The sequence below is a fragment of the Planococcus rifietoensis genome (assembly GCF_001465795.2).
Taxonomy (GTDB): domain Bacteria; phylum Bacillota; class Bacilli; order Bacillales_A; family Planococcaceae; genus Planococcus; species Planococcus rifietoensis.
The window spans coordinates 2,195,494-2,211,383 of sequence record NZ_CP013659.2; the positions used below are offsets into that span (position 1 = coordinate 2,195,494).

Annotated in this window: 13 protein-coding genes; 3 read left to right on the forward strand and 10 right to left on the reverse strand. The window is 50.1% G+C overall.

The window, feature by feature from the left end:
* Nucleotides 1-56 precede the first annotated feature (56 nt).
* From AUC31_RS10930 to AUC31_RS10955, 6 genes are all read right to left on the reverse strand, one after another.
* Nucleotides 57-881 (reverse strand): Cof-type HAD-IIB family hydrolase, encoded by an 825-nt coding sequence (locus AUC31_RS10930; RefSeq protein ID WP_058383166.1) that lies wholly within the window; start codon nt 879-881, stop codon nt 57-59.
* A 223-nt stretch (nt 882-1,104) separates the two neighbouring features.
* Nucleotides 1,105-1,641 carry a 6-phospho-3-hexuloisomerase gene (hxlB, locus tag AUC31_RS10935; protein ID WP_058383806.1) on the reverse strand — a complete coding sequence of 179 codons (537 nt, stop codon included), beginning with the start codon at nt 1,639-1,641 and terminating at the stop codon, nt 1,105-1,107.
* Between the two features lie 19 nt (nt 1,642-1,660).
* Nucleotides 1,661-2,302 (reverse strand): 3-hexulose-6-phosphate synthase, encoded by a 642-nt coding sequence (gene hxlA, locus AUC31_RS10940; protein ID WP_058383165.1) that lies wholly within the window; start codon nt 2,300-2,302, stop codon nt 1,661-1,663.
* A gap of 355 nt (nt 2,303-2,657) precedes the next feature.
* Nucleotides 2,658-3,863, reverse strand: coding sequence for a mannitol-1-phosphate 5-dehydrogenase (locus AUC31_RS10945; protein WP_058383164.1), 1,206 nt, complete (start codon nt 3,861-3,863; stop codon nt 2,658-2,660).
* Between the two features lie 5 nt (nt 3,864-3,868).
* Nucleotides 3,869-5,944, reverse strand: a complete 2,076-nt coding sequence (locus tag AUC31_RS10950) for a BglG family transcription antiterminator (protein WP_058383163.1) — start codon at nt 5,942-5,944, stop codon at nt 3,869-3,871.
* Nucleotides 5,945-6,463: 519 nt separating this feature from the next.
* Entirely contained in the window at nt 6,464-8,413 is a 1,950-nt protein-coding gene (locus tag AUC31_RS10955) for a PTS mannitol transporter subunit IICBA (protein WP_058383162.1), read from the reverse strand.
* Between the two features lie 487 nt (nt 8,414-8,900).
* Here AUC31_RS10955 and AUC31_RS10960 point away from each other — a divergent pair, with 487 nt between their 5' ends.
* Together AUC31_RS10960 and ptsP are read left to right on the forward strand one after the other, a co-directional pair.
* Complete coding sequence (locus AUC31_RS10960) at nt 8,901-9,170, forward strand: phosphocarrier protein HPr (RefSeq protein WP_058383161.1); 270 nt, start codon at nt 8,901-8,903, stop codon at nt 9,168-9,170.
* Nucleotides 9,167-10,873, forward strand: coding sequence for a phosphoenolpyruvate--protein phosphotransferase (ptsP, locus tag AUC31_RS10965; RefSeq protein ID WP_058383160.1), 1,707 nt, complete (start codon nt 9,167-9,169; stop codon nt 10,871-10,873). Before AUC31_RS10960 ends, ptsP begins: the two co-directional genes overlap by 4 nt.
* A gap of 130 nt (nt 10,874-11,003) precedes the next feature.
* Here the strand turns inward: ptsP and AUC31_RS17735 are convergent, their stop codons facing one another.
* The 4 genes from AUC31_RS17735 to AUC31_RS10980 form a co-directional block, all read right to left on the reverse strand.
* Nucleotides 11,004-11,174 (reverse strand): hypothetical protein, encoded by a 171-nt coding sequence (locus tag AUC31_RS17735; RefSeq protein ID WP_157073491.1) that lies wholly within the window; start codon nt 11,172-11,174, stop codon nt 11,004-11,006.
* A gap of 139 nt (nt 11,175-11,313) precedes the next feature.
* On the reverse strand, nt 11,314-11,733 hold the full coding sequence (locus tag AUC31_RS10970; protein ID WP_157073492.1) for a hypothetical protein: 420 nt from the start codon (nt 11,731-11,733) through the stop codon (nt 11,314-11,316).
* Between the two features lie 767 nt (nt 11,734-12,500).
* A complete protein-coding gene (locus AUC31_RS10975) occupies nt 12,501-13,919 on the reverse strand; it encodes an alanine/glycine:cation symporter family protein (RefSeq protein WP_058383158.1) in 1,419 nt (472 codons plus the stop codon).
* A 381-nt stretch (nt 13,920-14,300) separates the two neighbouring features.
* Nucleotides 14,301-14,810, reverse strand: coding sequence for a DUF6241 domain-containing protein (locus AUC31_RS10980; RefSeq protein ID WP_058383157.1), 510 nt, complete (start codon nt 14,808-14,810; stop codon nt 14,301-14,303).
* Between the two features lie 284 nt (nt 14,811-15,094).
* On the opposite strand from AUC31_RS10980, the gene AUC31_RS10985 reads away from it, so the two are divergent.
* Nucleotides 15,095-15,868, forward strand: a complete 774-nt coding sequence (locus AUC31_RS10985) for a hypothetical protein (protein WP_058383156.1) — start codon at nt 15,095-15,097, stop codon at nt 15,866-15,868.
* The last annotated feature ends 22 nt before the right edge of the window (nt 15,869-15,890 follow it).

Below are 15,890 nucleotides of genomic sequence, written 5' to 3' on the forward strand. Positions count from 1 at the left end.
TTTTCCCTCCATCGTTCGCGCATTTCATTCTTGTGATGTCTACTGGAATCCGTCGCTCACTGCCCCGAATCGACAGCGGCTGTCCGCGGTTCCAAGATGAATTTATTGAGCACGTGCAACACGCCTTCTTCGTTGTTCGACAAACTGGTGTAATCCGCGAGCTCTTTTAATTCGTCGACGGCGTTGCCCATGGCGATGCCGAATCCCGCTGCTTTGACGAGATCCGTGTCGTTATGGTTATCGCCGATCCCGATCACTTCCGAAGAATCAATGCCGAGATGTTCGGCCAAAAACTTCAAGGCACTGCCTTTATTCGCTTCCGGATGCGTCACTTCGAGGTAGCGCAGTTTGGATTTCTCGATACATGCTTCGTCGCCCAAAACCGCCTGCAATTCTTCCTGCACCGGCGCGAGGGCTTCCGGTTCGTCGATAAACAGCAATTTCATGAAGCCGTTTTTCGCAAGCTTGAGGAGATCCGGTTCGATTTCATAGCCGACTCCGACTTCTTTGGAATACGCTCTAACTTGTTCGTTATCCACGGCGCTGTAGAGCACATCGTCTTGATAGACTTGGATATGCATTTGCTTCTCCGCTGCCAAGTGGATGCATTTTTGCGCGATCTCAAACGGCACGACGCGCTCACGCAGCACTTCTCCGCTCGTCGCCGATTTGATCATCGCCCCTTGGTACGTGATCATCGGTGCATCGAGCCCCAACTCCAAGGCGATGCGCTGTGCGGACGGGTACATGCGTCCCGTCGCAATCGTCACGACCACTCCGTGTTCCATCGATTCGCGAATCGCTGTCATCGTATCTGTTGTCACCGTCAACTCATCCGTCAGCAAAGTTCCATCTAAATCAATTGCAATCATTTTATACATACACTTGCTCCTTCATATCAAAATAGTTTCGTTGGCGGGCCTTTTATTAAAATTAAGCGCTGTACGAGCGGCTCGCCATTCATTTCAATCAACACTGCCCTGTCACCGCAGTTCTCCATTCCATCAATTTTGCACCTCTGTGAGCGAGTTGTCCAATAGGTAAGCTTGGCATGAAAAATAAGCTTGAGACGGAATCACTTCCAGCCTCAAGCTTATTTCTGTGTTATTCCAAATTGGCGTGTGTGCCGAACATCGTATCGGCAGTGATGTGGTGCTGCTCCATATACGCCAAGACGAGCGCGTCGTACACCACCAATAGCGATTGCTCGAACAACGAACCCATCGGTTGAATGGATTTGCCGCTCGCACCCTCCGCCTTGGCTTGCGCCGGGATGGTGAGATGAAGGCTAGCAAGCTTGCCGATTGATGACGCCGGATTGGTCGTCACCGCCGCGACCGTTGCGCCGATTGCGTTCGCTTTTTCCATCATCGCAAGCAAGCTGCCCGTTTCACCGGAACCCGATCCGACGATGAACAAATCATTTTCCTGCAAGCTCGGTGTCACCGTTTCGCCGACGACATAAGCGGTCAAGCCCATATGCACCATGCGCATGACGAACGCTTTCGCCATGAACCCCGAGCGGCCACCGCCTGCGACGAAAATCTTGTCGGCTTGCCCCATCGCAGTGACCAATCGGGATGCTTCTGCCTCGTCCACTTGCCCAACTGTATGCGCAAGTTCGGCTGAAATTTCATTCATAAATCCAGAAGCGCTCACGTTAAACCGTCACGCTTTCGTTCATCAACGCTTTGATTTTCGCCGCTTCTGATTGCTTGTCGTCTTTAGACGTGATGCCGCCCCCGACAATGATCAAATCCGGCTGCGCTTTGATCACTTCCGGCAAAGTTTCGAGCTTAATGCCCCCAGCAATCGCCGTTTTCGCATTTTTCACGACGCCTTTGATGGTGCGCAAGTCTGCAAATGAATCTTTGCCCTCTGCCTGCAAATCATAGCCCGTGTGAACGCAAATATAATCCGCTCCCAGTACGTCCAGTTCAGCTGCGCGTGTTTCGATGTCTTTCACGGCGATCATGTCGACCAGGATCTTCTTGCCAAGTTTCTTCGCTTCTTCGACTGCGCCTTTGATCGACGAATCTTCCGCCTGCGCGAGAATCGTCACGATGTCCGCTCCAGCAGCCGCTGCGTTGCCGACTTCATAAGCCGCCGCGTCCATGATTTTCACATCCGCCAAGACTTCAAGGTGTGGAAACGCCGCTTTCACTTCGCGAACGGCTTTCAATCCTTCTTGGTTAATGACCGGTGTGCCCAGTTCCACGATATCGATCGACCCTTCAACTTCTTTGATCAATTCGATGGCTTGCGGAATATCTACTAAATCCAATGCTAGTTGTAATTTCATCTATGTGTAGCTCCTCATATGCGTATTTTGATGCTTACCAAGTGTAAGTCCTGCCCTACATCTTGGGAAGTACGCACTTTAACCGCACATACAGACAAAAAGTATACCGTCACCTGTGGAATTGTGTGTCGCACAGGGACGAACAGACAGTCAAATGCCGCCGCGACGGGAATCCGGCCCGTCAAATTGTGTGGTGCACAGGGACAAGCAAGAATTCCCCCTACCGGAATTGTGTGGTGCACAGGGACGCAAACCACCATCCGCAACACAAAAACCGCATCCCGGCGCCGTTTCGGCCACCGGGATGCGGTTGGAATTGTGTGGTGCACAGGGACAGCTGCAACAGCTGCAGCAACTACTTCTTCATCGCCTCATACTGGCGCACGACTTCTTTCGCCAGTTCGCTGTCAGCTTCAAGCCCGCTGACTTCTGTCAATACGCGCTCCGGCCCGCCTTGTGCGATCATCTCTTGGATTTTTACCGCTTCTTCGTCTTCTGCATAATCGAACAACAACGCCGCCGCGATCGCTTTCGCGAGATGCGAATACGCAAGCCCCGCTTTTTGCGCTTGCACGGCCGGGCGCACGAGGCGGTCTTCCGGGCCGAGCTTGCGGATCGGCGCGCGGCCGACGCGCGTGACGCCGTCGTTCAAATAGCTGTTTTTGAAGCGTTCGATGTTTTTATCGATATAGTCAAGGTGCTCGTCTTCGTCCAAGCCGTATTGCTTCACGAGGTACGCGCCCGTCTCTTTTAAGGTTTCCCGCACTTCTTGTTCAATTTCCGGGTCGGCCAAGGTTTCATCGATTGTCGTTTTGCCGGCGAGATAGCCGTAATACGCGATGACCGCGTGCCCCGTATTGACTGTGAACAGCTTGCGCTCAATGAACGGCGCCAAGTCTTCGACAATCGTCATGCCGGTCACGTGAGGAATGTCTTCAGTCGTTTCAACAACCCACTCGTAATACGGCTCAACCAAGACATCAAGCGAATGGCCTTCCTGGATCGGCACAATGCGGTCGACCGCCGAATTAAAGAAATACACTTTGCCGGCGAGATCCGCTTTCGCTTCGTCGCTCAAATGGCTCAAAATATGTCCTTTCAAAATATCGGTCGCGCCGATCTGGTTTTCACAGGCAATGATGTATAATTTTTCCGAACCCGCGCTCATGTCTGTCGCTACATCCAAATCAGACGCCGGCACCAAATCCGGCCCCGTCGCGAAATTGCCTTTGACGCGCGCTTCGATTCCTTTTGCGATTAACGGCGCAATGCGCGGCAAAATGTTCGGCCCGATTGCCGTCGTCAAATACGTCGCTTGCTGGATCTTCGCAATGACCGCTTCTTCGTCTTTCATATTATTGATGCCCGATACATTCTCCACCAAGACGCTTTCTTCTGTCTCCTGCGCCATGTTGACGCGGTACTGGCCTTGTGCGTTCAACCCGTCGATAACTTGTTCCGCCACATCGACGAAACTGACGTGATAGCCGGATTCCGAGAACAACGCCCCGATAAACCCTCTGCCGATATTGCCTGCTCCAAAATGAATCGCTTGTTTCATTCCAATCATTCCTTCATCAAATTATTTTGTAAGTATTCGTAAAACAACTCTTCCAACTTGCCGCGGATGACGCCTTCATTCGATGACGAGAAAATCATCATCGCCGCTTCGCTTTCAATGAGGCTCGAACTAATCAAGCTCATGATTTCCTGTTCGCGCTCGCTTAATTCCACCGGCGTCAGCATCAATAATAAATTCGTCATGTGCACGTCGCGGCCATCCATCCCTTTGACCGCACTCGGCGCATCCAAATGCACCACTTGGAACAGCAACTGCCCGACCGACTCGTCGCGGCAATGAAACAGCGCCATATTGGTCCCCGGGATCCCAAGGCCGCCTTTTGTTTCGCGGTCTTGTAATTGCCGCAACGTGCTCGCCGCATCCAACAACCCGTCCGACTCCAGGCCGTCCAATACATCCGAGAGCACACCCCAATAATCGGTGCCGCGCATGTTCACGACCCCGAAATGTTCGAGTATCGCTTCCATGCCGGTCTGCACTTGCTTGATGTCGAGCAGCAAGCGCCGCAGATCCGGCCGATGTTTCCTGCCCGCCTCGCCGAAATCTTCCGCCGGCAAATATTGCTTGTTGCGCGTCACTTTCTGGATATTGTGCTGCAAGTAATTCTCGATATGGCTGATGTCTTGTTCGTTCAAAAGGGGGCTCACCATCAAATAATCCACATCGGTGACCGGCAGGCGGATCGTCGAAATGACCAAATCGTAGTCCTGGAAGTTCGCCGTCTGGAAATCGTGGATCGACAAGATCTTCACCGTATCAATTTCCGGCAGCTCTTTTTGAATGCGGCTCGCCAGCATTTTCGACGTGCCGATACCAGTCGGGCAAACGACGACCGCGTCGATCTGCACACGTTCTTCATTCATCAATAAGGCCGATCCGAAATGAAGCACGATAAACGCCACTTCGTCCGCCGAGAACTCGAGGTCGTCAAACTCCGTCTCCAACGTCTGCTTGACCGCGAGAAACAGCATCGGGTATTTCTTCTTGATCTCGTCGGTCAACGGGTTGAACGATTCGAGCTTTTGCTTGAGCCGGAAAATGAGCGGCTCCATATGCGCAAGCAAGCCTTGGTACAAGGAGAAATCTTTCGTCAAATCAACGCCGAGCTGCCCCGACACGTCGCGTATCATGTTCTTGACCAGTTTCCCGAGCAGCACGCTATCGTAGTACAGCACATTGGACGCCTGGATTTTCGAACCCTTCAACACCACCGCAAGAAACTCAATATCGCGCTCCGTCAACTCCACGCCAAGCCGCTCATGCAAATCGTCACAAATCGCTTCGATCACATGGTACTCGCCGTTCGGCTCGCTGCCAGCCGGTTGCGCGTCCAGCAAAAAGCCGTTTTCGGTGCGCCGCAGCGCCAAAGCGAGATGCACGACCAAGCCCGTATAACCGCTGTCCGCCAAGCGGATCTGCTCGTCGCTGATGTGTTCGCCGACCAATTTATTCGCCGACGCGAGATAGTCTGGGTTGAAATAGCCGAGCACTTTGTCGTCCTGCGTCTTGCCGCGCTGCAAATAATACAGGCTTTCAATGAGCTCTTCGTAGAAATGAATGAGGAAATAGGCAGCCAGCGCATGGCGTTTATGCGCTTCCTCACCTGCCACTTCCACACCGACACCGCGCTGACGGGACAAAGTGACCGAGAACTTGCGCAGCCAATTGCCGAGCTCATCCAAATACGAAGTGAGCGTCGTCGTGCTGATGCCGAGCTGATTCGACAGCACCTGCTTTTTAAAAAACGCGCCTTCTTCCATTAAAATGATGAGCAAGCGCAGCTTCTTCTCTTCAGGCGTCGCTTCCGGCGCACTCGATGCCGCAAGCTTTTGCATCAAGCGATAGATTTTCTCGTTATTGCCATCAATAAACAGCGCATCCGCCGCATTGCGCTTCATCGCAAGGCCGAACCCCTCCAAGAGCTTATCCACCGACTTCAAATCGCGCTGAATCGTCCGCGCGCTGACATCAAGATACGTCGCCAAGGAATTAACCGTATGCTTCGCCGACATCCGCGTCACCAGCTCAATAATCGACTTTTCCCTAACCGTGACAAACATCCACTCACCTACTCCCTTGTCACCTTTCGTTAATGAAGACTTTGTTGAATCAAATACTGAGTCATAAACCATGTTTTCCGAGGCTTACCGTGGGACAGGAATCGAACGGACACTTTTCCAAAACTCAAATATCCCACTGATCTATGCGCACTTCCTATAACTATAGAAGACTATTGTTTTTTACCTATTCTATATACAGTTTCTCACTACTACGCATATTCCGCAAAAACACTGGTTTTCCTCTTTTATCTAACTGAGTTTAGCCCCTCTGCCTATTCGTCACACTGGGATGTAAAAGCGGAAGGCGGCGACTCCAGCGGGAATAGCATGAGTCTTGAGACCCCGCAGGAAGCGAAGCGACCGAGGAGGCTCAAGCCATGCCCGCGGAAAGCGTCCGCCTGGAGCGATTTCCCCACTAACATTTACTATATCTGTTCACTTATTGATCTTGCTCACTTTGAATAAACCAAAGAAATAGCACAAAAAGGCAGGATCTCCCCTGCCTTTTCGTGATGTTGATTATTTGCTGTTCAAGATGTCGAGCAGTTCTTTAGAAGATTTCGCGGCGACGAGTTCGTCGACGTTCGACTGCTCGGCGCAGATGACCGCGATGCCTGACAGGATCTCCAGGTGCGTGCCGTCTTTACCAGCGATGGCGAAGATCAATTTCGCTTTCTCTCCGTCAAAGTCTACCCCGTCCGGCACTTGGACAACCGTAAAGCCGGATTTGATCACCGCTTTTTTCGCTTCTTCGGTGCCGTGCGGAATCGCGACATCATTGCCCATATAGGTCGTCGTGATTTCCTCACGCTTCAACATTTCATCGACATACGATGGCTCGACGTATCCTGCTTTCACAAGTGCGTCACCTGCGAAGCGGATTGCTTCTTCTTTATTTCGGAAGCGTTTATTGATGAAAATATTGTCTTCCGTCAGTAGTGGAGCGTCGCCTTCATCACCAGTCGCTGCGTTCGCTTCGCTGTCGTCGACCAGTTCACTTTGCTCTTCTGTCACGCCATGTTTCATGCGCTCGATCAAGCGGTCGTATTCTGGGCTCGACAGGAAGTTATCGACCGAGATGTGGTACGCATCCGGGCGTTTGTCTTTCGCACGCGGCGTCAATTTATCCTGCGTGATGATGATTTGCGAATCGGCAGGGATCGACGAAATCGCGCTGTTGGTGACTTTGATGTGCATGCCCGCTTCTTTTACTTTCTTACTCAAGAGCGAGGCGCCCATCGCGCTCGACCCCATTCCGGCGTCACACGCAAAGACGATTTTTTGGACATCGTCCGGGAATTTTCCAGATGCAGAAGCCGTGCCTGCAGCTCCAGCTCCAGCGCTAGCGCCAAGTGCGCCGGCAACCGAGCTCTTCTTGCCTTTCATTTCTTCCATACGTTTCGTTGCAGCTTCGACGTCTTCATCAGATGCTGTGTCTTTGCTGCGCTTCAAGATGACCGCTGAAATTAAGAACGAGACCGTCGCTGCGACCAAAATCGCCGTGAAGTTCGCGACGTATGCCATGCCTTCAGGCGGTGTGACCGCTGCGATCGCGAAGATACTGCCTGGTGATGCAGGGGCCATCAAGCCGCCGCCCATCAAGACCAGTGTGAACACGCCGCTCATGCCGCCGAGGATGACGGACAACAGAAGCATCGGTTTCATTAACACGTACGGGAAGTAAATCTCGTGGATCCCGCCGAAAAAGTGGATAATAACTGCTCCTGGTGCCGATTGCTTCGCGATGCCTTTTCCGAAGAACATGAACGCGAGCAAGACGCCAAGGCCAGGTCCTGGGTTCGCTTCAAGCAAGAACAGAACCGAACGGCCAGCCTGCTGGACTTGTTCAAGCCCAAGCGGCGTCAGGATGCCGTGGTTGATTGCATTATTGAGGAATAAAATTTTCCCCGGTTCGATCAAAATGCTTGTTAATGGAAGCAAGCCTGTTTCTAGCAACCAGTCAACGCCTGCGACCAAGACTTGCGTCAATGCGCTGACGGCTGGTCCGATGCCGAGATAAGCGAAGATCGCTAGCGCCCCGCCGAGAATACCCGCGGAGAAGTTATTGACGAGCATTTCAAAACCAGAGCGGATCTTGCCTTCGATCAAATGGTCAAACTGCTTGATGACCCAAGCCGCAAGCGGCCCCATGATCATCGCGCCGAGGAACATCGGCGTATCCGGTGCCCCGACGATAACCCCCATCGTAGCGATTGCGCCAATGACGCCGCCTCGCTGGTCGTGCACCAGCTTACCGCCTGTATAACCGATCAATAGCGGTAGCAAATACGTAATCATCGGCCCGACGAGTGACGCGAAATTCTCGTTCGGGAAAAAGCCCGTTGGAATAAATAATGCGGTAATGAGACCCCAGGCAATAAACGCGCCGATGTTCGGCATAACCATCGAGCTCAGGAAGTTACCGAACTTCTGGACTTTCACTTTGACGCTTGAACGTTCTTGTGCCATTCCTTTCATCCTCCTTTTTTGGGCTCTTGCCCTTGTGCTTTGTTTGTTAATTCAGATTATACGCTCATTGTGTAAGCGCATTCAATCTAATGAAAAACCAACTTTGTCGCCACTGTCCGGACAAGGCTGTCGTTGCCGCAAATTTGTCGTGCACAGGGACGAACCAAGAGCGAAATCCTGCTGCGACGCGAATCTGATGCGCCAAACTGTGTGATGCACAGGGACACAACCGAAAAACAATCGCCAAGCCCTATTACCCGCGCAAATTGTGTCGCGCACAGGGACAAACTACCATCAAAACCCCGACACGACGCGGTTTTCACGTCCCGAATTGTGCCGTGCACAGGGACATGTCGCCGCACTCGCGACAACACTGTCGTTTTTGATCCCACCTTCAAACGGCGCCCTGCTATGCAATTTGCGCAGAAACTGTCATAATGAGGGGTGAATTCGCTTACATCTCAACCACCCTAAGGAGGAATTATTCATGGTAGAAAAATCATTCACAATCACAGATCCAGCAGGTATGCATGCACGTCCAGCTTCAGCACTCGTAGGTTCGTTATCAAAATTCCAATCGGACATCACGATGGAATTCAAGGACAAAAAAGTTAACTTGAAATCAATCCTTGGCGTTATGTCACTTGGCGTTCCTTCTGGCTCAACAGTCCAGATCGCCGCAGACGGTGCAGACGAAGCGGAAGCGATGGAAACAATCGAGCGCGTACTCCAAGAACAAGGAATCTCGAACGAATGAACCGCATCTCCGGAATCGCAGCCTCTAACGGCATCGCCATCGCCAAGGCCTTCCGCCTGGAAAATCCGGAACTGACAATCGACAAGAAAAACGTAGCGGATACACAGGCGGAAATCCAGCGCTTCGGTCAAGCAGTAAATGAATCGATCGCTGAACTCGAAGTCATCAAAAAGCGCACCGCTGAAGAAATCAGCGACAAGGAAGCGGCCATTTTCGGCGCTCACTTGCTTGTCTTGGAAGACCCGGAATTGATCGGGCCGATCACCGACAAGATCAACAACGATAGCGTCAATGCAGAGTTCGCGCTTCACGAAACCTCGACGATGTTCGTCGACATGTTCGAAGCGATGGACAATGAATACATGAAAGAACGCGCCGCCGATGTGCGCGATGTCACGAAACGCGTGCTCGCCCATCTGTTAGGCGTGAAGATCCAAAACCCGAGCATGATCACCGATGAAGTCGTCGTCATCGCAGAAGACTTGACGCCTTCCGATACGGTGCAATTAAACCCGAAATACATTAAAGGCTTCATCACCGATATCGGCGGGCGCACGTCCCACTCCGCGATTCTCGCACGCACGCTGGAAATCCCGGCAGTTGTCGGCGCGAAATCAGCGATGAGCTCCATTGATAACGGCACGATTGTCATCATCGACGGATTGGAAGGCGAAATCCTTCTCAACCCGGACGACGCGACACTTGCCGAATACAAGGAAAAACAAACGGCGTTCGCCAGCCAAAAAGCCGAATGGGCCAAGCTGAAAAACGAAGCAACGCTCACAAAAGACGGCGTTGCAGTCGAACTCGGCGCGAACATCGGCACACCGAAAGATCTCACCGGCGTTCTCGAAAACGGTGGCGAAGCGATCGGCTTGTACAGAACAGAATTCCTGTACATGGGCCGTGACGAGTTCCCGACTGAAGAAGAGCAATTCGACGCTTACTCAGCCGTCCTAAAAGGCATGGAAAACAAACCGACCGTCGTGCGCACACTCGACATCGGCGGCGATAAGGAATTGTCGTACTTGAAATTGCCGAAAGAACTCAACCCGTTCCTAGGCCTCCGTGCGATCCGTCTATGCCTCGAGATGCCGGACATGTTCCGCACGCAGCTGCGCGCACTTCTTCGTGCAAGCGTCCACGGGAATCTCAAGATCATGTTCCCGATGATCGCGACGCTCGATGAGTTCCGCGAAGCGAAAGCTATTCTATTGGAAGAAAAAGCGAAACTTGAAGCAGAAGGCGTTGAAGTGAGCGATTCAATCGAAGTCGGCATCATGGTAGAAATCCCGTCGACTGCCGTTATGGCAGACACTTTTGCAAAAGAAGTCGACTTCTTCTCCATCGGCACCAACGATTTGATCCAATACACAATGGCCGCCGACCGCATGAACGAATCCGTGTCGTATCTCTACCAGCCGTACAACCCAGCCATCCTGCGCCTCGTGAAGACCGTCATCGACGCGTCCCACAAAGAAGGCAAATGGACCGGCATGTGCGGCGAAATGGCCGGCGACGAAATCGCCATCCCGATTCTCCTCGGCCTCGGCCTGGACGAATTCTCGATGAGCGCTTCGTCCATCTTAAAAGCCCGCTCCCAGCTAAGCCGCCTATCCAAAGCGGACATGGAAGGGCATACTGAACACATTCTCGGTCTCGCGACTTCCCAGGAAGTTGAAGACTACGTCAAAAACCTATAATGCAAAAAAGCCGTGAACTCAAATGAGTTCACGGCTTTTTTAATTGTGTGGTGCACAGGGACAACCAAGAATCAGAATCCCGCTGCGACGCGGATTTTCCGCCGCGAATTGTGTGATGCACAGGGACACCTTACAATCCACGCTCCACTTTTACCACCTTACGATCCACCGGCACGTGCCACTGCGGCGCCAACTTCTCCAGCTTGTACTGTCTATAGCCGTCAATATAGTCCTTATAAGTTTGCAAATAGGTTTTGTTCGGGATCTCCATTGTCATTTCTTCTTTTACAATCGCAGTCATCCGATTCATCCTCCTCGATTTTGGTCCTTACAAGTACTGATCACGCGGCTACCAACTCATTTATTAAAAACATTTCTGTTGTAGCTAAATTAAATGCATCTCTTCCCTCTCTAAAATGAAAAGGATAGATTTGCCGTATTCACTTTTTTCGCGGAAGCACATGGAGCGCATCCGTCAGGCGTTCAACAAAATCAGGGAACTCTTCTTTTGAAGTAATCCGCAGTGCATGCTGTCCGTCTTCTACTGACAAACGTTGGGAATAACTTGTCGGCAGCAAAATCGGATGTTCAATGAGCGCTCGCGTGAAACTTGGCAATTGCTCAACCGAAAGCAGGATCGTTGCCTCGTTCATCCCCTCCTGCTCGTCCCGATACAGTTGAACGGAAACGCCGCGGTCGAGTGGCAATCCGATATACAGCTGAGGAACTTGATGCCCTGCGATTTCAGGCGCGCTGCCGAGCGGGCAATTCCGCGTTTTCTCTACCGCTTGTGCGGCCATCATCTTGGCTATCTTGTCGTCTAGTGAAGTCACCTGCTGGGTGTTCATCATGTCAACCATTCCTCCGCTCCATTTAATCGATTTACCAATGAAAGCTTCTTCCTTGCGAGCACCAATAAATAATTAAAAATCATTTTATTATTATAATTGATACTTCATATAACTAATAACACTACAATAAACCTACATTAAGCACCAAAATATGTAAAGTAGTCTATGAAAATTCTCATAATTCAGATATTAATTTGCTTTTCTTATATACTTTTAATGGAAGATAATTAATTTGTTTCTGTCTTAAGAAAAAATCAACACTCAACACAAGCCACTGTTTCCAACTTTTTCCACGCTTTCTCTTTTCACTTTCTCTCAATAAATACCCCACCCGGTTTCCATTAAAAGGCAAATCGCAATAATGATTTTTCGAAACTTTTTTCGCATAGTTTCAATGAAAACATCTATAGCTGCCAAACAATATCTATTCACTTTAATTTATAAACATTCAAAACCGATTCAGTCTTCTCTTGTATTGACGACATCTCCTCACTCCTTCCTTGTTCACCGAGTGCATAAAAGCTCCCGGTTTATTCTCTTCTATTTCAAACCACTTCTATGAATCAAAGAAAAACACACTCCAGCAAATAGTGCCGCATTCGGCTAAGATCGACGAAGAAATGTCATGCCAATAGAAAAAGCCTTGAACTCAATCGAGTTCAAAGCTTTTTGCGTTAAATTGTGTAGCGCACAGGGACACCCAAGCAGCAGAATCCCGCCGCTATGGGAATCGCACACCCGAAATTGTGTCATGCACAGGGACAAAACCGAAAATCCTACGATTCATACCCTTCCCTAACCGCTTTCTGGCGTTTCGCTCGCTTCTTCACTTTTCGATCTTTTCGATAATACTCATCCGACGTAAAGAACTCGTTCTTCAAGTCTTTTACTTTGTTGCTCAACAGCAAAATCGCGATAACGTTCGGGATGAGGATCGCGGCGAGCATGATGTCGAGGAAGCCCCAGATGACTTCAGCTGCACCGACTGCGCCCAGAATGACGGCAAATATGTAGACCACTTGCATGCCGTGTGCCGCTTTCAAGCCGAACAAGAACTCCGCTTGCTTCGCGCCGTAGAATACGACGACCAAAATCGTCGAGAGTACGAAGAAAATAAGGGCAACCGTTACGAGAATGGCACCAAAATCACCGAAAAACTCTTCAAATGCCAAGCTAGTCAACGCCGATGAATTTTCCATCGCGCCTTCTTCTGTCCATACGCCAGAAGACAAAATAACAAACGCTGTCGCCGTACAGACGATCAAAGTATCGACAACTACACCAATGACGGCCCAGAAGCCTTGGCGCACGGGATGGTCGGTCGTCGCCGCTGCGTGTGCAATCGGTGCTGTCCCAAGTCCCGCTTCGTTGGAATAAAGACCGCGGGCAAAGCCCCAACGGATAATTTCCACAATCGCCGCACCGGCAAATCCACCCACGACAGGCGCCGGAGAAAAGGCGTTGCTAAAGATCAGCATAAAGAATTCCGGAACAGCTTGGACGTTCATCAACAAAATGACGACCGCTCCGCCGACATAGAACAAAGCCATGAACGGTACGAAAATCTCCGTCACTTTACCGATGCGCTTGATGCCGCCAAAGACGACGATCGACACGAGCACAGCAGTCGCGATACCCGTCCACAACACCGGAATATTAAATGTCGCTTGCACCGTATTCGCGATGGAATTACCTTGCACCATGATGCTCGGGATCAACTCGATCATCAATGCGAACGAGAACCAAATGCCGAGCCATTTCATGTTCAAGCCTTTCGTCATGTAATACATCGGCCCGCCGACAAATTCGCCTTTCGCGTTTTTCTCGCGGTATTCAACGGCGAGCACGCTTTCCGCGAACTTCAGCGCCATGCCGATCAATGCGATGACCCACATCCAGAAAATCGCGCCCGGTCCCCCGAACATGATTGCCGCCGGCACCCCGACGATGTTCGCCGCACCGATCGTGGATGACAAGGCAGACGTCAATGCTTGGAACGGCGTAACCGTCCCTTCGCCTTTTGGTCTTCTGAAAATGCTCCCGAAAGTCTGTCCTACTATGTATCCGAAATAACGAAACTGAAAAAATCCTAATTTAAAAGTCATATAAAGTCCAGAAACCAATAACAATGTAATGAGTGGGATACCCCATAGCCACGCTGAAAAATCAGCAACCCCTTGTAAAAACTGTTCCAACTGTTTTCCCCCTATAATATTTCAAGATATGAAATATTTCCCTCACTACATAAGGTTTAAACAGAAATCAGGAAATTAATTAGTAAATTTAGAAAAACTCGGAAAATCCGCCTAAGCCGGAAAGCGACAGTTAATCCAATGCTCCTCCCCTAAAACACAAAAACCTCGGAATCCATTAGGGAACCCGAGGCTTTTGGCTGATGACTTATGAAATTACGATACAGGCATTTATCGAAAATGTGTTTTCATAGGATGTGCTTTCTGTTATCCACCATCAAATTCAATGCCGCTCCTCAAACTCCTTGTTGCAATTCCCAAATAACATTGTGAACTATTAAGGTGTTACCGAAATAGCTCGGCACTCAATTGCTAGAGCACTGGTTAGAAATTACTCTCCACATAAGACGCTTCCTGCTCTTCTGACAACAAGCCTGTCGCACGTCCGACCGTTCCGTTATGCCATTCCCAGATGGTGTTGTGCACGTTCACGGCATTGGAGAAATTGCCTTCTTCCCAAGCCGTCAAGCTTTGCTCATAGAATTCGTACTCCTCGTAAGCGCCTTCGTTGGCCTGCAAAATTTTCAGCATTTCATCGATCCGCTCCGGCGTCATTTCGATTGCGCCGCGCTTTTCGGTTGCTTCGATTTTCTGATGCGTCATTTGGTGAAGATGAATCTGGAATTCAACTTCACTTAAACCTACCGTTTCCACAGTCTCATTCGCTTTCGGAGGTTCCGTATCTTCTTGCAGTTTTTCGTCCGCTTCCTCTGCTGCTTGAGAAATTTGTTGCTCATCGCTCTCAGTCAAGCTCTTGTACGCCCAATATCCGGCTCCCGCGAGTATAGCTAACCCCACCAGGAGGATAATGATCGTTCGTAATACGGTTTTCAAATAAGCACGTCCTTCCTTCAATCGAGAACTTTACCCAATCAAAGCGTTTTTAAAATCAGTAAGGACTATTATACAGTAATAATCTATGAAAGAAAGCATTTCTAGTATCTTTCTTCCTATTCATTCAGTAATCTCACATTACTCCAGCACTCCTATATTTCCACTTATTAAAAGAACAACCATCTTCTATTCAATTAATCCGTCAATAATCCAGATTTACCTGCTATACTTTGATATAGGCATTTATACATAGACACATCATTCGCAACGAAAGGATCCTCACCATGACACCTAAGAAACGCAATCGCCTGATCATCGGTTTGATCCTGCTGGGACTCTCACTCCCCCCGCTCACTCCGATGCTTATGGAAATCGCCTACCGCACCGAAATGAATATCCGCTACGACATCGATGAGCTGAACGCTGATTACGCAGGAGCTCCGGACGATACCGATTACAACGGGAACATTATCCGCGCCTCACACGTCGAAACAGGCGAGCCATATTTTGATGATCAGGATGAGCTCGTCCATCCGAGCGACATCCGCCTGACGGTCAACGGCGAAACCGTCGAGACGCTCGAAGACTACCCGGTCCAATTGCTCGATTCTGGAGATATCGCAGTCGAAGGCCTCAACCGCTATACACATTACCTTACATACTGGACTGTTGAAGATAAATTCACCGACCAGGATTTCTTCGCCATCGTCATTTGGCAAAATGGCTATGACACGAGACAGATTGATGAAGATGGCTGGATGGAAGGCTATGTCGACTTGGAACAACTCGAATACAAACTTATCACCATTGCGAAGGACGGCACTGTCTCAGAAGAATTATTCACATTTGAAAACAAATCCAAGCTGCAGACGCAATTGATTACCGAAGACTATAGCGGACCGATCAATTATTATTTGCCGCCGGGCTATTACTACCCGTCGCTATTGTATCCGTTGCTCTACCCGTGGATCACATCGATCGTTGGAATAGCTTTGATTCTCTTCAACTTTCCTTACGGGGCACTGAAAAAGCGACGCGCAAAAAAAGATGCACACTAACGAAACGACACCAACACTGGAA